19 protein-coding genes are annotated in these 24,605 nt (G+C 67.7%); 8 read left to right on the forward strand and 11 right to left on the reverse strand.

Translation table 11 applies throughout. The features are described from left to right. Positions 1–5 precede the first annotated feature (5 nt). Both emrC and emrR read right to left on the reverse strand, forming a co-directional pair. On the reverse strand, positions 6–1,499 hold the full coding sequence (gene emrC / locus A9K58_RS02680) for a multidrug efflux transporter outer membrane subunit EmrC (RefSeq protein ID WP_065197869.1): 1,494 nt from the start codon (positions 1,497–1,499) through the stop codon (positions 6–8). Then, positions 1,496–1,939, reverse strand: coding sequence for a multidrug efflux system transcriptional regulator EmrR (emrR, locus tag A9K58_RS02685; protein ID WP_053518351.1), 444 nt, complete (start codon positions 1,937–1,939; stop codon positions 1,496–1,498). Before emrR ends, emrC begins: the two co-directional genes overlap by 4 nt. Positions 1,940–2,111: 172 nt before the next feature. Between emrR and A9K58_RS02690 the strand changes: the two genes are divergently transcribed. Then, positions 2,112–2,993: a helix-turn-helix domain-containing protein gene (locus A9K58_RS02690; RefSeq protein WP_065198131.1), complete on the forward strand. Its 882-nt coding sequence runs from the start codon at positions 2,112–2,114 to the stop codon at positions 2,991–2,993. Between the two features lie 59 nt (positions 2,994–3,052). Continuing rightward, on the forward strand, positions 3,053–5,296 hold the full coding sequence (gene parC / locus A9K58_RS02695; protein ID WP_065197870.1) for a DNA topoisomerase IV subunit A: 2,244 nt from the start codon (positions 3,053–3,055) through the stop codon (positions 5,294–5,296). Between the two features lie 334 nt (positions 5,297–5,630). On the opposite strand, the gene bfr is transcribed toward parC, so the two are convergent. Continuing rightward, positions 5,631–6,119, reverse strand: coding sequence for a bacterioferritin (bfr, locus tag A9K58_RS02700; protein ID WP_065197871.1), 489 nt, complete (start codon positions 6,117–6,119; stop codon positions 5,631–5,633). A gap of 123 nt (positions 6,120–6,242) precedes the next feature. On the opposite strand from bfr, the gene A9K58_RS02705 reads away from it, so the two are divergent. Then, a complete protein-coding gene (locus A9K58_RS02705) occupies positions 6,243–8,570 on the forward strand; it encodes a penicillin acylase family protein (RefSeq protein WP_065197872.1) in 2,328 nt (775 codons plus the stop codon). Positions 8,571–8,690: 120 nt separating this feature from the next. On the opposite strand, the gene A9K58_RS02710 is transcribed toward A9K58_RS02705, so the two are convergent. From A9K58_RS02710 to map, 8 genes are all read right to left on the reverse strand, one after another. Next, a complete protein-coding gene (locus tag A9K58_RS02710; protein WP_065197873.1) occupies positions 8,691–10,079 on the reverse strand; it encodes a cation:proton antiporter domain-containing protein in 1,389 nt (462 codons plus the stop codon). Between the two features lie 105 nt (positions 10,080–10,184). Next, positions 10,185–11,876 (reverse strand): asparagine synthase B, encoded by a 1,692-nt coding sequence (asnB, locus tag A9K58_RS02715; protein ID WP_065197874.1) that lies wholly within the window; start codon positions 11,874–11,876, stop codon positions 10,185–10,187. A 375-nt stretch (positions 11,877–12,251) separates the two neighbouring features. After that, complete coding sequence (gene dapE / locus A9K58_RS02720; protein ID WP_065197875.1) at positions 12,252–13,379, reverse strand: succinyl-diaminopimelate desuccinylase; 1,128 nt, start codon at positions 13,377–13,379, stop codon at positions 12,252–12,254. Continuing rightward, a complete protein-coding gene (locus tag A9K58_RS02725; protein WP_196769146.1) occupies positions 13,376–13,747 on the reverse strand; it encodes an arsenate reductase in 372 nt (123 codons plus the stop codon). The genes dapE and A9K58_RS02725 overlap by 4 nt, the downstream gene beginning before the upstream one ends. 31 nt (positions 13,748–13,778) lie before the next feature. Then, positions 13,779–14,645 (reverse strand): hypothetical protein, encoded by an 867-nt coding sequence (locus A9K58_RS02730; RefSeq protein ID WP_065197876.1) that lies wholly within the window; start codon positions 14,643–14,645, stop codon positions 13,779–13,781. Positions 14,646–14,647: 2 nt separating this feature from the next. Next, entirely contained in the window at positions 14,648–15,706 is a 1,059-nt protein-coding gene (gene dapD / locus A9K58_RS02735; RefSeq protein WP_065197877.1) for a 2,3,4,5-tetrahydropyridine-2,6-dicarboxylate N-succinyltransferase, read from the reverse strand. Next, positions 15,706–18,315, reverse strand: coding sequence for a [protein-PII] uridylyltransferase (locus A9K58_RS02740; protein WP_475282631.1), 2,610 nt, complete (start codon positions 18,313–18,315; stop codon positions 15,706–15,708). Before A9K58_RS02740 ends, dapD begins: the two co-directional genes overlap by 1 nt. Positions 18,316–18,335: 20 nt before the next feature. Continuing rightward, positions 18,336–19,112, reverse strand: a complete 777-nt coding sequence (gene map / locus A9K58_RS02745) for a type I methionyl aminopeptidase (RefSeq protein ID WP_065198133.1) — start codon at positions 19,110–19,112, stop codon at positions 18,336–18,338. A gap of 394 nt (positions 19,113–19,506) precedes the next feature. Here map and rpsB point away from each other — a divergent pair, with 394 nt between their 5' ends. From rpsB to frr, 5 genes are all read left to right on the forward strand, one after another. Then, entirely contained in the window at positions 19,507–20,313 is an 807-nt protein-coding gene (gene rpsB / locus A9K58_RS02750; RefSeq protein ID WP_005408748.1) for a 30S ribosomal protein S2, read from the forward strand. A gap of 126 nt (positions 20,314–20,439) precedes the next feature. Then, entirely contained in the window at positions 20,440–21,315 is an 876-nt protein-coding gene (tsf, locus tag A9K58_RS02755) for a translation elongation factor Ts (RefSeq protein ID WP_065197879.1), read from the forward strand. Positions 21,316–21,573: 258 nt separating this feature from the next. Further along, positions 21,574–23,106, forward strand: coding sequence for a sensor domain-containing diguanylate cyclase (locus A9K58_RS02760; protein WP_065197880.1), 1,533 nt, complete (start codon positions 21,574–21,576; stop codon positions 23,104–23,106). Positions 23,107–23,223: 117 nt separating this feature from the next. Further along, complete coding sequence (pyrH, locus tag A9K58_RS02765) at positions 23,224–23,952, forward strand: UMP kinase (RefSeq protein WP_065197881.1); 729 nt, start codon at positions 23,224–23,226, stop codon at positions 23,950–23,952. A gap of 94 nt (positions 23,953–24,046) precedes the next feature. Beyond that, positions 24,047–24,601: a ribosome recycling factor gene (gene frr / locus A9K58_RS02770; RefSeq protein WP_065197882.1), complete on the forward strand. Its 555-nt coding sequence runs from the start codon at positions 24,047–24,049 to the stop codon at positions 24,599–24,601. The last annotated feature ends 4 nt before the right edge of the window (positions 24,602–24,605 follow it).

The following is a 24,605-nucleotide window of genomic DNA, read 5'->3' on the forward strand; positions in this document are numbered from 1 at the left end:
AGTCTTCAGGAATGCGAGGAAACGGAATGGGAAGCGATCGGCGCGCGGTCGGCGTCGCTGGGCTGGAAGCCACCGCCCAGCGCCTTGCTCAGGCGCACCGATGACTGCACCTGCTGCGACTGCAGGCTGGCCAGCTGCTGCTGCGACTGCAGCAGGGTGGACTGCGCGGTCAGCACGTCCAGGTAGCTGCCGATGCCCGCGCGGTAGCGCTGCTGCGCCAGGTCGAAGGCGGAACGCGCCGTGTCCACCGCCTGCTGCTGCGACTGTGCCTGCTGCGCCAGCGAGCGCACCGCATTGACCTGGTCGGCCACGTCGCGGAGCGCGTCCAGCACCGCCTGGTTGTAGTTGGCCACCGCCAGGTCGTACTGCGCATCGGTATTGGCGAGGTTGGCGCGCAGCTTGCCGCCTTCGAAGATCGGCAGGCTCAGCGCCGGACCGATGTAGGCGAAGGTGGAGCTGCTCTTCAGCAGGTCGCCCACATTCGGGGCAACCACGCCGGCCAGCGCGGTCAGGTTGAAGCTCGGGTAGAACTTGGTCTTGGCGACCTTGATCTGCTTGTCGGCCGCTTCCACACGCCAGCGCGCGGCCACGATGTCGGGGCGGCGGCCCAGCAGTTCGCTGGGCAGCACGCCCGGCAGCTGCAGCGCCACCGGGTTCAGCGGCTGCGGGCGCTGGATCGACAGGCCACGATCCGGCCCTTTGCCGATCAGCGCGGCCAACGCGGTGCGGGCCGCGTCGATACGCTGCTGCGCGGCCTGCACCTGCTGCTGCGCGGCCGGCACGCGGGCTTCGGCCTGGCGCACCTGCAGGTCGCTGTCGATGCCGGCGCGGCGACGCTGGCGGGTGAGTTCCAGCGACTTCTGCGAACGCGTCAGCTCTTCCTCGGCCACATCATTGAGCTGCCACGCATAGGCCAGGTCAGCATAGGCCTGGGTGATGGCGGTGGACAGGTTCAGGCGCGCGGCCTGCGCTTCCACGGTGGCGGCGTGCGCGCCATCCACGGCGGCTTCCCATGCGGCGCGCTTGCCACCCCAGAGGTCCACGCCGTAACTGAAGTCGAAGGCGATCTGGCTGCTGCCCGCGTAGTGCCCGCCCATTTCGCTGCCTGCCATCGATTCAGGCAGGCGCAGGCCGGTGTAACCCCCGGACACCGACAGGCTGGGCAGCTCATCGGCACGCGCAGTGCCGACCTGGGCCTGGGCCTGGCGCAGGCGCGCATCGGCGGCGTCCAGGCTCGGATGACCGGCGAGCCCTTCAGCGACCAGCGCATCCAGCTGTGCATCGCCCAGTGCCTTCCACCAGTCCTGCGCCGGGAAGCCGGTGGCGCTCAGGTCGGTATCAGCCAGCGTGCGTTCGCTGTGCAGGTTGTCCACATCGAGCAGGTGGCCCTGCGGGGTGAGGCCACGACTGCTGGCGCAGGCGGCCAGGGCCAGGGCCAGCGCTGACACCAGCAGCGCGCGCCCGGACCGGCGGAGAGTGGGATGCAGGATCGGGTTCATGGGGTCGTCAGGGAATCGCGGATTCGGGTAAGGAGGGACAGCAGCAGCGTGCGCTCATCGGCGGAGAGGTCGCGCAGGGCGTAATCCATCACCGCATCGCCACGCAGCTTCAGCCGCGCCCACAAGGCACGGCCTTCGTCGGTCAGCACGATCTGCAGTGCACGCCGGTCCTGCGCGTGCGCTTCGCGGCGCACGCAGCCCAGGGCTTCCAGCTTGTCCAGCAGGCGGGTCACCGCACTGGGCACCTGGTCGATGGCCTGGGCCAGTTCATTGGCAGTGCACGGCGCCATGTTGGAAAGCACCTTCAGCCCGATGTAATGGGTGAAGCCGATCCCCAGGTCTTCTTCAGCCATGGAGGCGTCGAGCTGGCGGACCAGGCCGTCGCGCACCTGGCGCAGCAGCAGGCCGAAGCTGGGGGGAGTGGTTGCAGGGCAGATCATGGTGGAGCATTCTCTTCCAAAAAAAATATTTCTCAATGGAAATATTCGATCTGGCATCGAATGCTGTGTTGCAGCAACGGGCTCGATCAATGAAGGCACCACCTTAATGGCCCCCCGGCGTGGCCCGGTAGTACAATCCAGCCATGGAATGACATATTTCAGCCAGTGAATGATGATGAACAAGGCAGAAATTCCCGCTCCCAGGCGCTTGCTGCGTGATGAGGCACTGGACTGGTTCGAGCGCAACGACGGCCCACCGGTCGTCGGATTCCGCTTCGACAGTCCGCAGGGGCTTCTCCGGGAAGTGGACTGGCACCACCACCAGCGCGCGCAGCTGATCTGTGTCGAACGCGGACTGCTGACCACCCGCACTTCGCATGGCACCTGGTCGCTGGCGCCGGGCTCGGCCGGCTGGATGCCCGCACTGGAACCCCACACCGTCACCCTGGACGGCCCGTTGCGCGGCTGGGGCATGGCCCTGGCGGCGCCGGTGTGCGCCACCCTGCCCGCCGCCCCCTGCGTGCTGGGCCTGTCCAAGCTGGCGCAGGCGCTGGCCGACCGCATCTGCGACTGGCCGCCGGGCTACGACACCACGCCTGAGCGCCAGCACATCATCCATGTGCTACAGGATGAGATCCGCGCGGCACCACGCCAGCGCATGCACCTGCCGATGCCGCACGACCGGCGCCTGCTGAAGATCGCCTCGCAGCTGCTGGCCGATCCGTCCGACGAGCGCAGCCTGGCCGAGTGGGCACACTGGGCCGGGCTGTCACCGCGCAGCCTGACCCGCCACTTCCGCGACGAAACCACGCTCAGCTTCGCCCAGTGGCGGCAGCAGGCCCGCCTGGCCGAGGCGCTGCGCCAGCTGACCGACGGCCGCAGCGTGGCCGACATCGCCCACGCACTGGGCTTCAGCAGCGCCAGCGCCTTCGTCACCGTGTTCCGACGCCACTTCGGGCTGCCGCCGGGACGCTACCTGGCGCGGGCCGGGCACGGCCTGGAAACCGGGCTCGACCCCGCGCGCGGCTTGGCATCCCCCGCCGCATCCGGATAATCACAGGATTGCGAGCGGCGACTGCCGTCGCCGCCTCCCGACATAGGTAACAACGCCGCATGACCGAACTTGCCCGCCCCGTGTTCCACGGATTCGAACAACTGCCGCTGCGCGAGTACGCCGAACGCGCCTACCTCGACTACTCGATGTACGTGGTCCTGGACCGCGCCCTGCCGTTCATCGGCGACGGCCTGAAGCCGGTGCAGCGCCGCATCATCTATTCGATGAGCGAGCTGGGCCTGAATGCTGCGTCCAAGCCGAAGAAGTCCGCGCGCACCGTCGGTGACGTCATCGGTAAATACCATCCGCACGGCGACAGCGCGTGCTACGAAGCGCTGGTGCTGATGGCGCAGCCGTTCTCGTACCGCTATCCGCTGATCGAAGGCCAGGGCAACTTTGGCTCGAGCGACGACCCGAAGTCGTTCGCGGCGATGCGTTACACCGAATCCAAGCTGACCCCGATCGCCGAAGTGCTGCTGGGCGAACTGGGCCAGGGCACCACCGACTGGGCGCCGAACTTCGACGGCACGCTGCAGGAGCCGACCTGGATGCCGGCGCGGCTGCCGCACCTGCTGCTCAATGGCACCACCGGCATCGCCGTGGGCATGGCCACCGACGTGCCGCCGCACAACCTCAACGAGATCGTCAGCGCACTGCTGCACCTGCTGGACAATCCCGATGCCAGCGTGCGCGACCTGTGCGAGCACGTGCAGGGCCCGGACTACCCGTCCAGCGCCGAGATCATCACTTCGGCCAACGACCTGCGGAACATCTACGAGACCGGCAACGGCAGCGTGCGCGCACGAGCGACCTTCACCAGGGAAGCCAGCAACATCGTGGTCACCGCGCTGCCGTTCCAGGTGTCGCCGTCGAAGGTGATCGAGCAGATCGCCGCGCAGATGCGCGCCAAGAAGCTGCCGTGGCTGGAAGACATCCGCGATGAGTCCGACCACGCCAACCCGGTGCGCGTGGTACTGGTGCCGCGTTCCAACCGCGTCGACGCCGAGCAGCTGATGGGCCACCTGTTCGCGACCACGGACCTGGAGCGCAGCTACCGCGTCAACCTCAACGTGATCGGGCTGGACGGGCGTCCGCAGGTGAAGAACCTGAAGATGCTGCTCAGCGAATGGCTGGCTTTCCGCAGCAACACCGTCACCCGCCGCCTGCAGCACCGCCTGCAGAAGGTCGAGCGCCGCCTGCACCTGCTGGAAGGCCTGCTGGTCGCCTTCCTCAACCTGGACGAGGTGATCCACATCATCCGGACCGAGGACGAGCCGAAGGCCGCGCTGATGGCGCGATTCGGCCTGTCCGAGGAACAGGCCGAGTACATCCTGGAAACCAAGCTGAAGCAGCTGGCCCGCCTGGAAGAGATGAAGATCCGCGGCGAGCAGGACGAGCTGGCCAAGGAGCGCGAGAAGATCCTCGGCATCCTCGACAGCAAGGCCAAGCTGAAGAAGCTGATCCGCGACGAACTGACCGCCGACGCCAAGAAGTTCGGCGACGCACGCCGTTCGCCGCTGGTGCAGCGCCAGGCCGCGCAGGCCATCGACGAGACCGAGCTGGTGCCGAGCGAGCCGATGACCGTGGTGCTGTCCGAGAAGGGCTGGATCCGCGCCGCCAAGGGCCACGACGTCGATGCGTCGGCGCTGTCCTACCGCGAGGGTGACGGCCTGCAGGGTGCGGTGCGTGCGCGCAGCACCCAGCAGGTCGCGTTCCTGGACAGCGAAGGCCGCGCGTACTCGACGCCGGTGCACACCCTGCCCTCCGCGCGTGGCAATGGCGAACCACTGACCGGCCGCTTCTCGCCGGCACCCGGTACCAGCTTCGTGACCCTGGCCAGCGCCGAACCAGACACCCGCTTCGTGCTGGCTTCCAGCCACGGCTATGGCTTCGTCACCCGCTTCGAGAACCTGATCGGCCGCAACAAGGCCGGCAAGGCGATGTTGAATCTGTCGGCCGGTTCCTCGGTACTGGCCCCGTCGGCCGTGGCCAACGTGGCGACCGACCGCATCGTGGCGGTGACCAGTTCGGGCAACCTGCTGGCGATCGCCGCCAGCGACCTGCCGGAACTGGACAAGGGCAAGGGCAACAAGATCATCGAGATCCCCAAGGCCAAGCTCGCCACCGAACGCGTGGTCGCCGTCGTGGCGATCAGCCCGGGGCAGACCCTGCTGGTCCGCAGCGGCCAGCGCACGATGGGCCTGAAGTTCAACGAGCTCGACGCCTATCTCGGCGCCCGCGCCACCCGCGGCCACTTGCTGCCGCGCGGCTGGCAGAAGGTGGAAGGGTTGTCGGTGGAATGAGGCACCGCTCCTGGTAGGTGTCAACCTTGGTTGACACGCTTTCGCGGACGTCAGACACGAAGAAGCCGGGGAATTCCCCGGCTTCTTCGTTGTCGGCTGGCGGGCGGTGGAGCGGCTGGCTGGCGTAGGCTGGCGGGCGGTGCTCCGGCGCTGGCGGGCGACAGGACGCTGTGCTTCTTCCGGCAGAGCCGACTGCTGGTCGGCTGCTCTTTGCTCCTGGTAGAGCCGACTGCTGGTCGGCTGCTCTTTGCTCCTGGTAGAGCCGACTGTTAGTCGGCTGCTTTACCGAAAAGCGGCCGACCAGCGGTCGGCCCTACCGGGTCGGGGTGCCGGTTCAGTGCGCCGGGGCGCCGCTGCCGTCGATCTTGCTCAGTTGGTACAGCTCCAGGCCGATCCGCTTGATCAGGCCGAGCTGCTGCTCCAGCCACCAGGCGTGGTCTTCCTCGGTGTCCTTCAGCTGCGCCAGCAGGATGTCGCGGCTCACGTAGTCGCCCTTCTCTTCGCACAGTTTCATGCCGGCGGCCAGATTGTTCCGAACGGCGTATTCAGTATCCAGGTCTTTCTGCAGCATCTCTTCCACGGTCCTGCCCGGCTCGGTGGCATGCGGGCGCATGTCCGGGTCGCCGCCCAGGAACAGGATCCGGCGCAGCAGCGCATCGGCATGCTGGGTCTCCTCTTCCATCTCGTGGTTGAGGCGTTCGTACAGCGCGAACAGGCCCTGGTCCTCGTAACGGCGGGAATGGATGAAGTACTGGTCGCGGGCGGCGAGCTCGCCGCGCAGCAGTTCCTTCAGGCAGGCGATGACGTCCGGGTTGCCTTTCATGGGGGGCTCCTGTGAATCGATGCGGCCTAGGGTGCCGCATTTCAGAATACGGTGATCTAATCGGAATCAGTCGCAGTTGCGCCTGCGGCTACAATCGACCCACAAGCGTGGAAAGGACGTGCGATGCGACGTACATGGCGTTGGGTGCTGGGCGTGTTGATCGTCGTCGTACTGGTCACCGCACTGGTCCTGTGGCTGCTGCTGCGAGGCAGCCTGGCCGACCTTGACGGCGAGCACGCCCTGCCGGGCCTGGCCGCGCCGGTCACCCTCGAGCGCGACGCGCTGGGCGTGGTCACCATCACTGCCGGCAGCCAGGCCGACGCGATGCGCGCACTGGGCCGCGTGCATGCGCAGGAGCGCTATTTCGAAATGGACCTGATGCGCCGCAGCGCCGCCGGCGAACTGTCAGCGCTGTTCGGGCCGAAAGCCATCGACGCCGACAAGCGCATGCGCGTGCATCGCCTGCGCGCCCGCACCGAAGCGCACCTGGACGCCGCGCTGGGCGCCAACGGTGATGCCGTGCGCGCCTATGTGGACGGTGTCAACGAAGGGCTGACCGATCTCTCCGTGCGCCCATGGCCCTACCTGCTGCTGCGGCAGTCACCGCAGCCCTGGCAGGCCAGCGACAGCGTGCTGGCCGGGTTGGCCATGTACGCCGACCTGCAGGACCCGGGCAACCAGACCGAGCTTGCGCTGAACCGCATCCGCGCGGTGGTGCCGCCGGCGCTGCATGCACTGGTCGCCCACGGCGGCACCGAATGGGACGCACCGCTGTTCGGCGGACCCACCGGGAACGCCGTGCTGCCCGACGCGGGCCAGCTCGATCTGCGCTCATTGAGGGCAAAACCGGGCGCCAAGCAGGAAGACGCAGACGCCGTCGGCAGCAACAACTTCGCCGTGGCCGGCGCACTCACCGCCGACGGTCGCGCGATCATCGCCGACGACATGCACCTGGGCCTGCGCGCACCCGGCCTCTGGTTCCGCGTGCGCCTGCGCTATCCCGACCCGCAGGCTGCCGGCGGCCAGGTCGATGTCACCGGCTTCTCGCTGCCCGGCCTGCCGGCAGTGATCGTCGGCAGCAACGGGCACGTGGCCTGGGGCTTCACCAACAGCTACATCGATACAGCGGACTTTCGCACTGAAGCGGCCAACGCCACGGTGACCGTGCATGAAGAACGCATCGCGGTAGCCGGCCAGGCCGACGTGCGGTTCCCCGTACGCGAAACCGCCTGGGGCCCCATCCTGCACACGCATGCCGATGGCAGCGGTGACGCCCTGCGCTGGGTCGCCCACCTGCCCGGCGCGGTGCGCCTGGACTTCGGCGATCTGGCCCGTGCCGGCGATCTGGAGAGCGCACTGCAGTTCGCCGACCGCGCCGGCATCCCCGCGCAGAACCTGGTGGTTGGTGACCGCAGCGGGCGCATTGCCTGGCGCCTGATCGGCGCCCGCCCGGATCGTGGTCCAGGCTGCGCACCGGCGGGCTTCACCGCCGCCAACAACCAGGACTGCGCGCCCTGGCCGATCCGTAGCGACGCTTCACCGGCGCTGGTCGATCCGCCCGACCATCGCTTGTGGACCGCCAATGGCCGCGTTCTCGACGGCGAGGCACTGGCCAACGCTGGCAACGGCGGCTATGACCTGGGTGCACGAGCACGGCAGATCCGCGACCTGCTCGCCAGCCAGGACCGCTTCGACGAGCACGATCTGCTGGCGATCCAGCTCGATGACCGCGCGGTGTTCCTGCAGCGCTGGTGGGCGCTGCTGCACGATGTCATCGATCGCAGCGACGATCCCGCACTGAGGCGCTTGAAGGTGGCCAGCCATCAATGGAGCGGCCGCGCCTCGGCCAGCTCGGTCAGCTACCGGGTGGTGCGCGAGTTCCGCACGCAGGTGATGGATACCCTGTCCGATGCACTGCTGGCCCCGGCCAACGCGCAGCTCGGCGATGACTACCTGGACCCGCGCCTGGCGCAGTTGGAAGGTGTGGCCTGGCCGATGCTGCAGCAGCGCCCCGCCAACCTTCTGCCACCGGCCTTCGACAGCTGGGACGCGCTGTTGCTTGATGCCGCACGCCGCACCGAGGGCGAGCTTGCCAGGCAGGGCCCGCTGGCCCAGCGCACCTGGGGTGAACGCAACACGGCAGCGATCTGCCATCCGATGGCTCGCGCGTTGCCGGAGATTGCCAGGCACTGGCTGTGCATGCCCGCCGACCACCTGCCCGGCGACCGCGACATGCCGCGCGTGCAGACGCCGAGCTTCGGCGCCTCCCAGCGCATGGTGGTCTCGCCCGGGCACGAGGCTGACGGCATCGTGAACATGCCGGGTGGCCAGAGCGGTCATCCACTGTCACCGTACTGGGGCGCCGGCCATGAGGACTGGGCGCACGGGCGGCCGACACCATTCCTGCCGGGCAAGGCGCAGCATGTCATGACGCTGGCGCCGACCCGTTGACGGCGGCGCCCAAAAGGCCGGGGGCGCACTGCACGCTGTAGAGCCGAGCCCACGCTCGGCTGCTTCTGGCGCGGAGCCGAGCATGGGCTCGGCTCCACAGAATGCCCGCGGCGCTCCGGGTCAGCTCCTGCGCCGCTCGATCAGGTTCAGCAGTGGCCCAGTCATCGCGGTGGTCACCAGCGCCATGATCACCAGCACCGCGAACAGGCGGTCGCCGAGCAGGCCCAGTTCGTACCCGAGGTTGAGCACGATCAGCTCCATCAGGCCACGGGTGTTCATCAGCGCGCCCAACCGCCACGCTTCGCGTGATGGCATGCCCGCGCTGCGTGCGGCGCTGAAGGTGCCCAGCAGCTTGCCCGTCGTGGCCACCGCAATCACCACCACGCACAGCACGATGTCACTGGCCTGCAGCGCGTCGGCGCGCATGCGCAGCCCGGTCATGGCGAAGAACAACGGCAGCAGCAGCGTGACCGCGAACGGTTCGACGCGGGCCATCAGCAGGTCGCGCAGCTGCGCGTTGGACGATACCGCGACGCCCGCTGCGAACGCGCCGAACAGCGCGTGGATGCCCAGCACCTCGGTGACCAACGCACTGCCCAGCGACAGCAACAGGATGCCCAGCAGCCAGCGGCCTTCACGTCCCGGCGCGATCTGCTGGCGGGCGAACCATGGCTTCACCAGCCCCAGCATCAGCGTCACGAATGCAACCACGCACAGCAGGTTGAGGCTGGCCGGCAGCCATCCGCTGGCCTGGGCGGCAGCCACGATCAGCGCCAGCAGGCACCATGCCGTGGCATCGCCCAATGCCGCGCAGGCGATGGCGGTCTGGCCCAGCGGCGTGTGCGTGGTCCCGCGATCGGCAAGGATGCGCAACAGCACGGGGAACGCGGTGATGCTCATCGAGATGCCGACGAACAACGCAAATGCAGTGAAGCCCACGCCCTGCGGGCCATGCTGCGGATACAGCCAGATCGCCAGGGCAACGCCGAGTACGAACGGCACTGCAATGCCGGCATGGCTGACCGTGAAGGCGAAACGCCGGCGGCCACGCAGCGCCGCCAGGTCCAGCTCGGCACCGGCCACCAGCAGGAACATCAGCACGCCCAGCTGGCTGAGCATGCCCAGCGGACCCAGCGAGCTGGCCGGGAACAGGGCGCCATGCAGCTGTGGCAGCAGGCTCCCCAGCACCAGCGGGCCCATCATCAGGCCGGCGGCCATCTCGCCGATCACTGCCGGTTGCCCAAGGCGCTTGAGCATCGCCCCCGCGCCCTTGGCCACCAGCAGCAGCACCAGCAACTGCAACAGGAACAGGCCCAGCGGTGACGCCAGGTGGTGCGCCCAGCTACCTTCGGAGGCGACTGCCGCGCGCGCGACCGCCCGGGGGGCTTCGGGGCCCGCATAGCGGGCCAGCAACACCCCGGCCAGCAGCGGTGCACCCGCCCAGGCCAGGTAGCGCCTCCCCCATTTCTTCGGCGGCACATCGCCGCCTGCCCGTACGTCCATGAACATTCCCCAATGTGCAGGGGGGCGATGATACGTCGCAAAAAGGGGATGGAGAGCATCACGTCGTTCATGCCACAAACGACTTAATCCCCTCCGTCCCCTTTTGGGGGCTCAGGCCAGGGCCTGCTCGTGCACGCCGGCGATCGCGCGGCCCGACGGATCGGCAGCCGCGGCGAAGCTGGCATCCCAGGCAATGGCCGCCGGCGATGAACAGGCGATGGACTTGCCTCCCGGCACGGTCTCGGCGGCCGCCCGGCTCGGGAAGAACTGCTCGAACAGATGGCGGTAGTAATACGCCTCCTTGGTCTGCGGCGGGTTGTGCGGAAAGCGCTTGCCCGCCGCCGCCAGCACGCGGTCGCTGACCTGCGCCTCGGCGTGCGCCTTCAGCCCATCGATCCAGCCGTAACCCACCCCATCGCTGAACTGTTCCTTCTGCCGCCACAGGATGCTGTCCGGCAGGTAGCCGTCGAACGCCTCGCGGAGCACCGCCTTCTCGATGCGACGGCCGCCGAAGCCGGCATCCACCATCTTGTGCGCAGCATCGAAGCGCATTGCCACATCAAGGAACTCACGGTCGAGGAACGGCACCCGCGGCTCCACGCCCCAGGCCATCATCGACTTGTTGGCGCGCAGGCAGTCGTAGTTGTGCAGCGCATCGAGCTTGCGCACCAGCTCATCGTGGAATTCACGCGCATCCGGCGCCTTGTGGAAGTACAGGTAGCCACCGAAGATCTCGTCGCTGCCCTCGCCCGACAGCACCATCTTCACTCCCATCGCCTTGATCCGCCGCGCCAGCAGGAACATCGGCGTCGACGCGCGGATGGTGGTGACGTCGTACGTCTCGATATGGCGGATCACTTCCGGCAGCGCATCCAGGCCCTCCTCGAAGGTGTACTCGAAACCGTGGTGCACGGTGCCGAGCGCTTCGGCGGCGATGGCAGCGGCGGCCAGATCGGGCGAGCCCTTCAAACCGATCGCGAACGAGTGCAACCGCGGCCACCACGCTTCGCTCTGGCCACCGTCCTCGATGCGGCGACGCGCATAGCGTGCCGCGACGGCCGCCACCAGCGACGAATCCAGGCCGCCGGACAGCAGGACGCCATACGGCACGTCGCTCATCAGCTGGCGTTCCACCGCATGCTCGAAGGCCTGGCGCAGTTCGCCCAGATCGGCCTGGCGACCCTGCACGTCGGCATAGTCGCGCCACGGTTGCTGGTAATAGCGCACCAGCTCTCCGCTGGCGCTGTCGAAATAGTGGCCCGGCGGGAACTGCGCGACATCGGCGCAGGTGTCGACCAATGCCTTCATTTCCGAAGCCACGCGCAGGCGCCCCTGGGCATCGTGGCCCCAGTACAGCGGCACCACACCGACCGGGTCGCGCGCCACCAGCACACGACCGGCGTCGCGGTCCCACAGCGCGAAGGCGAAGATGCCGTTGAGCTGCTCGAGCCACTGCGCGGGCGATCCACCCTGGCGGTACAACGCGTTGATCACCTCGCAGTCCGAGCCGGTCTGGAAGTCATAGGCGGTGGTCAGTGCCGCCTTCAACCGCTGGTGGTTGTAGATCTCGCCGTTCACCGCCAGCGCCAGCTGGCCATCGGCCGAGAGCAGCGGCTGCGAGCCACCCGCGGGATCGACGATGGCCAGCCGCTCGTGGACCAGCAACGCACCATCGTCGAGGTACACGCCGCTCCAGTCCGGGCCCCGATGGCGCTGGCGCTGCGACAGTTCCAGCGCGTGGCGGCGCAGGGCAGGAAGATCGTCACCGGCCTGCAGGCCGAAGAGTCCGAAGATCGAACACATGGGGGAAGCTCCTGTTGGGGATTTCACGGGTGGGGGTGTTCGACCGGCCATCCAGGCCCGGGTGGGGCTGCGCCCGGGCACAAAAAAACCCGCATCGACCGATGCGGGTTTTCTGGTGTCCGGGCGTGTGTTGCTGTCTATCTACCCAGGGCGCAGTCCCGCATCGGCCACGCACGATTATTCGCGCGCAGATTATTGCGGTTGTTGTTATTGACGGCGGTGGCCAGGCGGATCGACATGGCACCGACCCTAACCCGGTTTCCGGCACGGCGCAACCGTTGCGTTGGCAACCAGGTGAAGGTGTGCCGACCAACGGTCGGCACCCAGCAGTCGGCGCCCACAGGGGTAGCGCCGGGCCGTGCCCGGCGCCATGCCTCACACCAGCAGTCGCTCCACCAGCCGCTGGTACAGCCCCGGCAGTGCCTCCAGCTCGTCCACGCGTACATTCTCATCCACCTGGTGGATGCTGGCGTTGACCGGCCCCACTTCGATGCACTGCGCACCCAACGGCGCGATGAAGCGGGCATCGGAGGTGCCACCGCCGGTACTTTCCTCAGGGGCACCACCGATGTGCTCGGCCAGCACCGCGCGCGCGGTGGCCCGCAGCGTGCCTTCCGGGGTGTAGAACGGCTCGCCGCTTCGATGCCATTTCAGCGCGTACTGCAGGCCATGGCGATCCAGCAGTGCGGTGATCTCCGCTTCCAGCTTCGGCGCATCCCAGTGCGGGTTGTAGCGGATGTTGAAATCCACTTCGAGCTCGCCGGGAATCACGTTGTTGGCACCGGTACCGGCGTGGATGTTGGAGATCTGCAGGCTGGTCGGCGGGAAGCTCTCATACCCCTCGTCCCAGCGTCGCGCAGTCAGCTCGGCCAGGGCCGGGGCCGCCCGGTGGATCGGGTTGCGTGCCTTGTCCGGATACGCGACGTGCCCCTGTACGCCCTGCACCCGCAGCTTGGCCGACAGGCTGCCACGACGCCCCACGCGCAGCAGGTCACCCAGCGTCGCGGTCGAGGACGGCTCACCGGTGATGCACCAGTCGATGCGCTGGCCGCGCTCGGCGAACAGGCGCGCGACGTGACGCACGCCATCGATGGCATCGCCCTCCTCGTCGCTGGTCAGCAGCACCGCCAGCGTGCCGGGGTGATCCGGATGCGCAGCAACGAACTGCTCGGCAGCCACCACGAACGCGGCCACGCTGCCCTTCATGTCGGCGGCGCCGCGGCCATACAGCGCCCCATCACGGATCTGCGGGCTGAACGGATCGCTGGCCCAGGCCTCACGGGGGCCCGGCGGCACCACGTCGGTGTGGCCCAGCAGCACCAGCACCGGCGCCCCCTGGCCGTGGGTGGCCCACAGGTTGTCGACCTCGCCCAGCCGCAGGTGCTCGCACTGGAACCCGGCCTGCTCCAGGCGCGCCGCCAGCAGTGCCTGGCAGCCAGCATCGTCCGGCGTCACCGAGGGCCGTGCGATCAGTTCGCAGGCCAGGTCGAGGACCGCGCTCATGCGTCACCGACGCCGAAGCGTGCCTTGAAGCCGTTGTCGCTGAAACCCTGGCTGACCATGCCGTCGGCGGTGACCACCACCGGGCGCTTGATCAGCTGCGGGTACTCGCGCAGCAGCAGCTTCCATTCGGCATCGGACTCGGCCGCCTTGCGGTTGTCCGGCAGCTGGCGCCAGGTGGTGGAGGACCTGTTGACCATCGCGGCCAGCCCTCCCAGCTGCGCGGCCCACGCCAGCAACGTCTCCGGGCTCGGCTTGGTGTCGCGGTAGTCGACGAAGGTGTACGGCACACCGAAGCGGTCCAGCCACCTGGTCGCCTTCTTGCAGGTATCGCAGTTCTTCAAACCGTAGACAGTAGTGCTCATGGCCATCCGTGATGCTGGAAAACAGACGGCCAGAATCTCACAACAGGCGCTCGGACACGACCCGGAACGGGACCTGGGGCAACCGGAAGGCCAGCCCCTCGTGCAACGCCACGCCCATTGCCTGCAGCCTCGGGCACTGCGGCTCGCCGTCCAGCCGCAACGGTTGCAGGTGGGCGATTTCCACCAGCAGCGCGATGCGGGTGCTGGCCCAGTGCCGGTCACAGGTTCGGGCGATGGCCTGGTGCTGGCAGGTCAGGAAGCGCAGCAGGGCCTGGTGGCCGCCGAAGGCCGCCCCCCACGCTGCATCCTCCCAGCCTGCAGCAGCCTGCCACTGCAGGTGCAGCGCAGGCGCACTGCCCTGCCCGCCTTCGACCACGGTGTGCCCACCGCCATCGGCGCACACCACATGCGCGAAGCGCGTGGACAGATGTGGCTGCATGGCATCGCTGAAGGCGCGCGCGCCGGCGACGAAGGCCAGCTGGTCCATCACGTTGCGATCGAACAGCACCACCGGCGTCCCGTCCGGATCATCGTCACGGCGCAGGTACCAGCGCCAGTTGCTCTGCCTGGGCGACGGCATCAGCGACCGCAGTGGCCCGGCCAGCGCTGGCCCGAAATGGCCGTGCCGGTAGCTGAGGATGGTGTAAGGCGTGCGTCCGGCATGCACCACGTAATGGTGGCCCGGCGGAGGCGTTGGCGCGTGCCCTACGTCGACCCACCAGCTCACGTACACCACGTCGCGCACATCGCTGGCCAGCACCGGCATCGGCCAGCGCCGCGACAGCGCGCGGCGCAACCGGGTCCAGCGCGGGGCGTGCAGCAGGCGCGGCAGCATCCGCCCGAACAGGGTGCCGGACGGATGCCGGTAGATCGCGGACGTCGCCAGATCCTCCGGCGCAGTCATCTTCAGTCGGCCAGGCCGCGCAGCAGGTCGTTGACGCTGGTCTTGCTGCGGGTCTTGGCATCAACCTGCTTGACGATCACCGCGCAGTACAGCGAATGGGTACCGTCCTTGCTCGGCAGCGAGCCGGACACCACCACGCTGTACGGCGGGATGTAGCCGTAGCTGATCTCGCCGGTGGCACGGTTGTAGATGCGGGTGCTCTGGCTGAGGAACACGCCCATGCCGATCACGCTGTGGTGGCCGACCACCACGCCTTCGACCACTTCCGAGCGCGCACCGATGAAACAGTGGTCCTCGATGATGGTCGGGCTGGCCTGCAGCGGTTCCAGCACGCCGCCGATGCCGGCACCGCCGGACAGATGGCAGTGCTTGCCGATCTGCGCGCACGAACCCACCGTGGCCCAGGTGTCGACCATGGTGCCTTCGCCGACGTAGGCTCCGATGTTGGTGAAGCTCGGCATCAACACCACGTCCTTGCCGAAGTACGAGCCGCGGCGGGCAATCGCGCCCGGCACCACGCGCACGCCGCTCCGGCGGAACTTCGCTTCGTCGTAGCCGGCGAAGCGCGATTCGACCTTGTCCCAGAACGGTGCCGGACGTGCGTCGACCACCGCCATGTCGTTCACGCGGAAGTACAGCAGCACCGCCTTCTTCAACCACTCGTTGACCTTCCAGCCACCCTGCCCGTCCGGCTCGGCGACGCGGAACTCACCGCTCTCCAGGCCATCGATCACGCGGTTGACCAGCGGCCGGGTCGAGCCTTCCAGTTCGTGCAGGGTCAGCGTGGCGCGGCGTTCGAACGCGCTCTCGATGCCGAACTTCAACTCTTCCACGCCGGGCGCCGCCGGCTTGCGCAGCGACTTGCGGGCGATGGTTTCGGCACGTGCGGCTTCGACGCTCCGGGCCGGTGCCTTCTTCGCCGCCACCTTTTTCGCCGGGGCCTTCACTGCAGCGGCCTTCTTCGGCGCAGCGGTCTTCTTCGCGGCCGGGGTGGCAGCGGTTTTCCGGGCCGCCGTACTCTTGGCGGTCGCGGCGGTCTTCTTGGCGGGCTTGGTGGCCATCAGGTGGGGTCTCCGGCGTTTCGATCAGGATCCAGGCAGGCCAGCATCGCGTCATGCAGCTGCTGCCGGGCAGTTTCAGTAAGGGGGAGGTCGTGTTCGTCACTGATCACGAAGGTGTCTTCGGCGCGTTCGCCAAAGGTGGCAATGCGCGCATCATGCACGCGCAGGCCCTGGTTGCGCAGCACGAACGCGACGTCGGCCAGCAGGCCGGGGCGGTCGGGGGCGACCAGGGCGAATCGGGTCGCACCGGGCTCGTCGCGGAACTCGATGCGCGGGGCGAAGCGGAAGTGGCGCAACTGCCGTGGCACCGCCCGGCGTGAGGGCCGCAGGCGGCCCAGGTCACCGCCCAATGCCTCGCGCAGCGCTGCTTCCAGGTGGGCGCTGCTGCCATCGGCAAAGCTGTCGGCCGGGCTCACTTCAAACGTATCGAAAATCGTGCCGGCCGGACCATCGAGCACGCGGGCGCGATGGATGCCGTAGCCCTTGCGGTCCAGCGTCATCACGATCGCGGCAAACAATCCGTCGCGGTCGGGCGAGTGCACGAATACTTCCAGTGCCGGGTCATCGACGCTGATCCGGCGCACCTTCACAAGCGTGTGGCCCTGTTTCACCGGTACCAGCGCAGCGGCCTGCCACGCCAGCTGCTCCGGGCGCAGCCGCATGAAGCCCTCGTCCGGCATCACTGCGAACTGGCGGTCGATGGTGGCGTCGTCGTAGCCCTGCTCGCGCACCAGCGCGCGCACGCTGTCGCGCGCCTCGGCCACCCGCTCGGCAACCGGCACCGGATGCTCCAGCCCTTCGCGCAGCGCGCGCCGGGTGGCGAAGTACAGGTCGGCCAACAGGCGGTCCTTCCAGGCGTTCCACAGCTTCGGGCTGGTGCCGGCGATATCGGCACAGGTCAGCAGGTACAGGTAATCCAGGCGGTCGCGGCTCCCGACCAGGGTGGCGAAACGATGGATCACCTCCGGATCGGCGATGTCCTGCTTCTGCGCGGTCACCGACATGCGCAGGTGCTGTTCAACCAGCCACGCGACCAGTTCGGTATCGGACGCGCTCAGCGCATGTGCCTGGCAGAATGCGCGCGCGTCCACCGCGCCCAGTTCGGAATGGTCGCCGCCCCGGCCCTTGGCGATGTCATGGAACAGGCCGGCCAGCAGCAGCAGCTCCGGCTTGCGCAGGCGGGGCCACACTTCATGCGCGATCGAGAAACGTTCATCGGCACGGCTGCTGGCGAACTGGCCGATGTTGCGCAGGACCATCAGCGTGTGCTGGTCGACGGTGTAGACGTGGAACAGGTCGAACTGCATGCGGCCGCTGACCTGCGCGAAGGCGGGAATCCACTGGCCCAGAACGCCCAGCCGCGCCATGCGCGAGAGCGTATCGACCGGGCGCTGGCCCCGCAGCAGCGCAAGGAACTGCTCGCGCGCATCGCCATCGGCCTGGTCATAGGCCGGCAGCAACGGCAGCGACTCGGCCAGCGCACGTGCGGTCAGCGAATGCAGGCCGCGCACCTGCGGGTTGTTGGCCCAGCTGGCAAACAGGGAAAATACCTGGCCGATGTCAGCGCATGGCCACTCGGCCTGGTTCGCGGCCAGGTAGCCGCGCCGCAGGGAAAAACCCACGGTCAGCGGCTCCGGCTGGGCCTCGCCATCGAACTGCTCCTCGAAGCGCTGCAGCAGGCGGTCGCTGATCCGGCGCACCACGGAAGCGGCACGATAGAAGCCCTGCATCATCTTTTCGACGCCGAGATTCTCGGCATCGTCCTCGAAGCCCAGGCGTGCCGCCAGGGACTTCTGGTAGTCGAACCGCAGGCGTTCTTCCGGACGGCGCGCCACCAGGTGCAGGCCGAAGCGCAAGCGCGCCAGGACGGCACGCTCGCGCTTCAATGCAGCGGCTTCATCGGCACCCAGATGGCCCAGCCCGACCAGCGCTTCCAGGTCACGCACGCCGAACGCACGCAGCGCCATCCAGCCCAGCGTATTGAGGTCACGCAGGCCACCGGGCCCATCCTTCAGGTCCGGCTCCAGGTTGTCGGCAGTATCACCGAAGCGCTGGTGGCGATTGCGCAGTTCCTCCAGCTTGGCCAGGAAGAACGCCCTTGCCGGCCACAGTTCGCGGTCGTCGATGGCCTCGCGCAGCGCGCGACGCGCGGCGTCGTCGGCCAGGATCGGGCGCGCCTCGATCAGCGCGGTCAGCACGGTCTGGTCGGCAGCGGCCTCGCGGCACTGCGCGGCCGACCGCACCGCGTGGCTGATCGCCATGCCGCAATCCCACAGCAATGCGAACAACCGCGCCAGCGCCGCCTCATGGCCCCGCTGCGCCGGCAGCTCGCCGAACACCAGCAGATCGATGTCCGAGTGCGGGAACAGCTCGCCCCGGCCGTAGCCTCCCACCGCGAACAGTGACAGGCCGCTGTCGGCCGGCAGGCAGCGCTGCCAGGCCAGGCGGATGAGGTGGTCTGCCGCGCGCGCGCGCAACGCCAGCAGGCGCTCGATGTTGTCGCCCTGGTCGAAGCGGCGGTACAGGCGCGCGTCGGCCTGCTGCTGCGCCTGGCGCGCAGCGGCCGCCCAGTCCGGGTCGTTGAGCGACGCGGCCGGCGTGTCCAGCAGCGAACTCGCCGGCAACATCCTCAGGAAACCTGCGATTCGCCCGGCGACAGGGTCAGCACGTCAACGCCGGTCTCGGTGACCGCGACCATGTGCTCCCACTGCGCCGACAGCTTGCGGTCCTTGGTCACCACGGTCCAGCCATCCGGCAGCACCTTGTTGTAGCGGGTGCCCTCGTTGATCATCGGCTCGATGGTGAAGGTCATGCCCGGCTGCAGCACCAGGCCCTGACCCGGGCGGCCGTAATGCACCACCTGCGGCTCGTCGTGGTAGACCTTGCCGATGCCGTGGCCGCAGTACTCGCGCACCACACTGAAACGCTCGCCTTCGGCATAGCTCTGGATGGCATGGCCGATGTCGCCCAGGGTGGCGCCCGGCTTCACCGCGCGGATGCCGCGCCACATGGCTTCGTAGGTGGTTTCCACCAGGCGGCGGGCCATCACCGACGGGGTGCCGACGAAGTACATGCGGCTGGTGTCGCCGTGCCAGCCATCCTTGATGACAGTGACATCAATATTGATGATGTCGCCATCCTTGAGCACCTTCCCTTCGCTGGGGATGCCGTGGCAGATCACGTTGTTGACCGAGGTGCACACGGTCTTCGGGAAGCCGCGGTAACCGACGTTGGCCGGAATGGCGCCCTGCACGTTCACGATGTGATCGTGGCAGATGCGGTCCAGTTCCTCGGTGGTGACGCCGGGCTTGACGTGGGGGGCAACGATGTCGAGCACTTCGCTGGCCAGGCGGCCGGCAATGCGCATCATCTCGATTTCCTGCGGGGTTTTCAGATTCACGCTCATGGCACCCATTATCGCCGATCCGGCCACAATCTGAACGAACGCCGCCCAACTGGTGTTGGAGGCAGGGTCGCTGCCGGAGGAACGCCCGGCGCGTCGCAGGGCCGGCTGCGACTGCACCGCAGTGCAGTTGCCAGGCCGCCCGGCAATTGCAGCGCGCTCGCCGAGCGGGCTATAATCGACCGGATTCCTGCCGCCTGCGTGCGCGGGAGGCCGTCCACACCGGACGTCACCGGTGAATCCACACCTGCTGCCCCCATCCGTGCCGGGGTGCTCCGCGAGGAGTTCGGCCACGGAGGCAGCTGGGAAGCCCAACCCCGGAACCGATCGCGCTTCCACGCGCCCGCATACCCAAACCCGCGGGCGGAATCGCCGGTTCCATATCAGGAGTATTGCAATGCCCCAGGTCACCATGCGTCAGATGCTGGAAGCCGGCGTCCACTTCGGCCACCAGACCCGCTACTGGAACCCGAAGATGGCTCCGTACATCTTCGGCGCCCGCGGCAAGATCCACATCATCAACCTGGAAAAGACCGTCCCGCTGTTCAACGACGCGATGAACTTCATCTCGTCGGTGGCCCAGAAGCGCGGCACCGTCCTGTTCCTGGGCACCAAGCGCAGCGCCCGCGAAACCATCAAGGAAGAAGCCGAGCGTTGCGGCATGCCGTTCATGAACCAGCGCTGGCTGGGCGGCACCCTGACCAACTTCCGTACCGTCAAGCAGTCGGTTGCCCGCCTGAAGGAACTGGAAGCCGGTGAAACCGACGGCACCTTCGAGAAGCTGGTCAAGCACGAAGTGCTGGGCCTGCGTCGCGAGCGCGACAAGCTGGAAGCCTCGCTGGGCGGCATCAAGGACATGAACCGCCTGCCGGACGCCATCTTCGTGATCGACATCGGCCACGAAGACATCGCGATCAAGGAAGCCAAGAAGCTGGGCATCCCGGTCATCGCCGTGGTCGACACCAACTACAACCCGGAACTGGTTGATTACGCCATCCCGGGCAACGACGACGCCATCCGCGCTGTGCAGCTGTACGCCCGCGCCGCTGCCGACGCCGTGCTGGAAGGCAAGGCCGCTGCCCCGCACGCCGCTTCGGTGCGTGAGGAAGAGTTCGCTGAAGCCGCTGCCGAAGGCGAAGAGAAGCCGGCCCGCCGCGCTCCGGCCAAGAAGGCTGCCAAGAAGGGCGACGACGCCCAGGCCTGATCCAGGCCCCGGGGTGGACGCCCGGCGTCCACCCTCCCTGCACGCAGCCCCTGGCGCGTGACAGGACCGTGTCACACGGGCCGGCCACGATGCCGGCCCAACCCCTTTCTTTCGTGAGGTAATCCCGTGGAAATCACTGCTTCCCTGGTCAAGGAACTGCGCGAGCGCACCGGCGCCGGCATGATGGAATGCAAGAAGGCGCTTACCGAAGCCAACGGCGACATCGACGCCGCGGCCGAAGCCATGCGCAAGTCCGGCGCTGCCAAGGCCGACAAGAAGGCTGACCGCGTGGCCGCCGAAGGCCGCCTGGGCCTGGCCCAGGATGGCGGCAAGGCCGTGCTGGTCGAAGTCAACTCGGAAACCGACTTCGTCGCCAACGATGACAACTTCAAGTCCTTCGTCAACGCCGTCGCCGCTGCCGCGCTGGCTTCGGGCGCCAACGACGTCGAAGCCCTGAAGGCCGCCACGCTGGCCGACGGCCGCACCGTCGAGGAAGCCCGCGCCACTGCCGTGCAGACCCTGGGCGAGAACATCCAGATCCGTCGCATGGTCAAGGTCGACACCACCGGCAACATCGGTGCCTATGTCCACACCAACGGCAAGGTCGGCGTGCTGGTCGACCTGATCGGCGGTGACACCGAGCTGGCCCGTGGCCTGGCCATGCACGTGGCTGCGCTTAAGCCGCCGCACAACAAGGCTGCGGACGTCCCGGCCGAGTTCGTCGAGAAGGAAAAGGAAATCGAACTGGCCAAGATGTCCGAAAAGGACAAGGCGAAGCCGGCCGAGATCCTGGAAAAGATCATCAGCGGCAAGATCAACAAGATCGTCAGCGACGTGACCCTGTACGGCCAGACCTACGTGCTGGGCGACACCACGGTCGAGCAGGTGGTCAAGGCCGCTGGCGCGGACGTGGCCGGCTTCAAGCTGCTGATCGTCGGCGAAGGCATCGAGAAGGTGGTGGAAGACTACGCCGCCGAAGTTGCCAAGGCGATGCAGGTCTGATTGCGGCCTGCTGGCCGTGAAGCGACCAGAAAGAGCCGCGGGAAACCGCGGCTCTTTTTTTATGCATGGGCCCAGGGATTAACCCATGGCCCATCGGTGGGTGCGCACCGTTGGTGCGCACAACCGGCACCTTTGCGTTGCGCGCGAATCAAGCCGATACTCGCCCCACGGAATGAGTGGTCACATAGCAGGAACGAAAATCGCGGACTGTGATGCATTCCTAGGTATTCTTGTCCCAATGGAATTGAACGACCCGACATGCCTCCCGAGCTGACAGCTGCCCTGGCGCTCTGCCGCAACCTGCCCTCGCCACCCGGTATTGCCCTGCGCATCATCGAACTGGCCCAGGATCCGGAAGCGGACATCACCACCGCCGCCGACATCATCGCCATCGATATGGCGCTGAGCGCTCGCATGCTGCGCATCGCCAATTCACCGCTGTACGCCAGCCGCCGCCGCATCGAGAACCTTGGCCAGGCGCTGACCATGCTGGGCCTGAATGCGACGATCAGCCTGGCCCTCGGCTTCACCGTCACCCAGGGCCTGACCGGCGGCGCCGACCACGACCTGCGCCAGCGGGCCTGGAAACGCAGCATCCTCAGTGCCCTGGCTGCCAGCCAGCTGGGCCAGGCCCGGGGCCTGCGCCGACTTGAAGAACTGATGCTGGCCGGCCTGCTGCAGGACCTGGGCGTGCTGTGCCTGGCCCAGGCCGAAGCGGAGCGCTACCTGCCGCTGCTGCGCGAGGCACGCGACAATACCGACCTCGTCGCCCGCGAGCGCAACGTGCTGGGCTGCAGCCACGCCGACGTCGGTGCCTGGGTGGCCGAACAGTGGGGCCTGCCACGCTACCTGGTGGAAAGCATCAGCCACAGCGAGGACGAGGGCACCGCGGAATCCCCGTTCCAGGCCTGCGTGCAGTTGTCCGGTGCCGTGGCCGACATCTGGCTGGACGATGATGCCGATGCCGCGCGTGAGCGCGCCCTGCAGCAGGTGCACAACCGCCTGGATCTGGACAGCGCCCGCTTCGACCAGGTCCTGGCCCGCATCAGCGAAGCACTGCCGGACATCGCCAGCCTGTTCGAGGCCGGCCTCAGTTCGCCGTCCCGGGTGCGTGAACTGATCGACCACGCCCAGGAGCTGGCCACCCTGCGCAACCTGCGCGAGCTGCAGGACGCCGACCAGGCGCGCCGTCGCGCCGACGAGTTCGAGGCCCGGGCCAAGCGCCTGGCCGACCAGGCCCATCGTGATGCACTGACCGGCGTGCTCAACCGCCGCCAGCTGGAAGCCGTACTGGAGCAGGAGTTCCTGCGCGCCGCCCGCCACGGCTGGCCGCTGTCGGTCGCCTTCATCGACCTGGATGACTTCAAGAAGATCAATGATGCCCACGGCCACCTGACCGGTGATGAAGTGCTGCGCGCCTTCGCCGGCAAGCTGCAGGGCCAACTGCGCAACAGCGACACCGTGGCCCGCTTCGGTGGCGAGGAATTCGTCGCGCTGCTGCCCAATACCAGTGAATCGGTGGCGCTGGATGTAATCCGCCGGGTACTGGCCAACATCGTTGCCACGCCGATGGCCGAGCTGGAAGACGGGCCACTGTTCGTCACGTTCTCCGCCGGGGTGGCCACCCAGGGCGGATATGAGCGCTTCGCCGACGTGCAGGACCTGCTGCGGGCGGCCGATGACGTGCTTTACCGCTCCAAGAACCTGGGCCGGAACCGGGTCATCGCCCGCTCGCCCGGGGCCCTCGGCCAGGACGAGCTGTCGGCCACGGCCGGCGCCGAACTGGGCTGAACGGCAATCCCGATGGCCGGGCCGCCGGCCGATTCTGCGCCGCAGTGCACAAAACACTTTGGCCCGACGCCGCATGCGCGTAGAATCGCCCGCGATTTCCACGCACCCGAGGTCCCCATGTCCAAGCTCGCCTATCGCCGCATCCTGCTGAAACTGTCCGGGGAGGCGCTGATGGGAGACGAGGACTACGGCATCGACCCGAAGGTGATCAACCGCCTGGCCCGCGAAGTCATCGAAGCCCAGCAGGCAGGCGCTGAAGTGGCCCTGGTGATCGGCGGCGGCAACATCTTCCGGGGCGCCGGGCTCGCTGCCGGCGGCATGGACCGGGTCACCGGCGACCAGATGGGCATGCTGGCCACCGTGATCAACGCGCTGGCCATGCAGGACGCGCTCGAGAAGCTCGGTGCCAAGGCCCGCGTGATGAGTGCGATCAAGATCAACGACGTGTGCGAGGACTACATCCGCCGCCGCGCGATCCGGCACCTGGAAAAGGGCCGCCTGGTGATCTTCGCTGCCGGTGTCGGCAGCCCGTTCTTCACCACTGATTCCGGCGCCGCGCTGCGTGCGATCGAGATCGGCGCCGACCTGCTGCTGAAGGCGACCAAGGTCGATGGCGTGTATGACAAGGATCCGAACAAGCACAGCGACGCCGTGCGCTTCGACAGCCTGAGCTACGACGAAGTCATCCGCCGTGGCCTGGAAGTCATGGATACCGCCGCCTTCGCGCTGGCCCGCGACAGCGACCTGCCGATGCGCGTGTTCGACATGGGCCAGCCCGGCGAGCTGCTGAAGATCCTCAACGGCGAGAATATCGGCACCCTGGTCCAGGGCCGCGACCCGGCCTGAGGCCGGCACCGGGCGGAACCGGGCCGATCGGGGCCCGGCAGCTTCCCATATTCGCCTATAATCGCCCGATTCCAGTTACACCCAGGACCGGGCGATGCTCAACGACATCAAGAACAACGCGCAGACGCGCATGGCCAAGAGCATCGACGCTCTTAAGCACACCCTCACCTCGATCCGGACCGGGCGCGCGACCCCGGCCCTGCTGGACCGCGTCACCGTCAGCGCCTACGGCAACCCCAGCACCCCGCTGAACCAGGTGGCGTCGATCTCCAACGCCGACGCCCACTCGCTGCTGGTCACCCCGTTCGACAAGGGCATGATCAAGGAGATCGAAAAGGGGCTCTACAACGCGGAGTTCACCCCCAACACCCTGGGCACCGCGATCCGCATCAACATGCCGCCGCCGACCGAGGAGCGCCGCAAAGAGCTGGTCAAGCAGGTGCAGAAGGAAGGCGAAGGCGCCAAGATCGCGATCCGCAACATCCGCCAGGATGCGAACAAGGAAATCGCCAAGCTGGTCAAGGACAAGGCCATCAGCGAAGACGAGAAGAAGCGCGGCGAAGACGACATCCAGAAGCTGACCGACGCCAACATCAAGGACGTCGACAAGGTCGTCGCCGAGAAGGAAAAAGAACTGCTGTCGGTCTGAAGTC

Source organism: Stenotrophomonas maltophilia, from assembly GCF_001676385.1.
Lineage (GTDB): Bacteria > Pseudomonadota > Gammaproteobacteria > Xanthomonadales > Xanthomonadaceae > Stenotrophomonas > Stenotrophomonas maltophilia_J.

Excerpts from the sequence above, each read along its gene's own strand:
- dapE (WP_065197875.1), bottom strand. The coding sequence starts at position 13,379 with ATGAGCGCGGTCCTCGACCTGGCCTGCGAACTGATCGCACGGCCCTCG.
- emrC (WP_065197869.1), bottom strand. The coding sequence starts at position 1,499 with ATGAACCCGATCCTGCATCCCACTCTCCGCCGGTCCGGGCGCGCGCTG.
- A9K58_RS02725 (WP_196769146.1), bottom strand. The coding sequence starts at position 13,747 with ATGGCCATGAGCACTACTGTCTACGGTTTGAAGAACTGCGATACCTGC.
- A9K58_RS02710 (WP_065197873.1), bottom strand. The coding sequence starts at position 10,079 with ATGTTCATGGACGTACGGGCAGGCGGCGATGTGCCGCCGAAGAAATGG.
- A9K58_RS02760 (WP_065197880.1), top strand. The coding sequence starts at position 21,574 with ATGCCTCCCGAGCTGACAGCTGCCCTGGCGCTCTGCCGCAACCTGCCC.
- parC (WP_065197870.1), top strand. The coding sequence starts at position 3,053 with ATGACCGAACTTGCCCGCCCCGTGTTCCACGGATTCGAACAACTGCCG.
- emrR (WP_053518351.1), bottom strand. The coding sequence starts at position 1,939 with ATGATCTGCCCTGCAACCACTCCCCCCAGCTTCGGCCTGCTGCTGCGC.
- frr (WP_065197882.1), top strand. The coding sequence starts at position 24,047 with ATGCTCAACGACATCAAGAACAACGCGCAGACGCGCATGGCCAAGAGC.
- A9K58_RS02705 (WP_065197872.1), top strand. The coding sequence starts at position 6,243 with ATGCGACGTACATGGCGTTGGGTGCTGGGCGTGTTGATCGTCGTCGTA.
- asnB (WP_065197874.1), bottom strand. The coding sequence starts at position 11,876 with ATGTGTTCGATCTTCGGACTCTTCGGCCTGCAGGCCGGTGACGATCTT.
- A9K58_RS02690 (WP_065198131.1), top strand. The coding sequence starts at position 2,112 with ATGATGAACAAGGCAGAAATTCCCGCTCCCAGGCGCTTGCTGCGTGAT.
- rpsB (WP_005408748.1), top strand. The coding sequence starts at position 19,507 with ATGCCCCAGGTCACCATGCGTCAGATGCTGGAAGCCGGCGTCCACTTC.
- pyrH (WP_065197881.1), top strand. The coding sequence starts at position 23,224 with ATGTCCAAGCTCGCCTATCGCCGCATCCTGCTGAAACTGTCCGGGGAG.
- bfr (WP_065197871.1), bottom strand. The coding sequence starts at position 6,119 with ATGAAAGGCAACCCGGACGTCATCGCCTGCCTGAAGGAACTGCTGCGC.
- A9K58_RS02730 (WP_065197876.1), bottom strand. The coding sequence starts at position 14,645 with ATGACTGCGCCGGAGGATCTGGCGACGTCCGCGATCTACCGGCATCCG.
- map (WP_065198133.1), bottom strand. The coding sequence starts at position 19,112 with ATGAGCGTGAATCTGAAAACCCCGCAGGAAATCGAGATGATGCGCATT.
- dapD (WP_065197877.1), bottom strand. The coding sequence starts at position 15,706 with ATGGCCACCAAGCCCGCCAAGAAGACCGCCGCGACCGCCAAGAGTACG.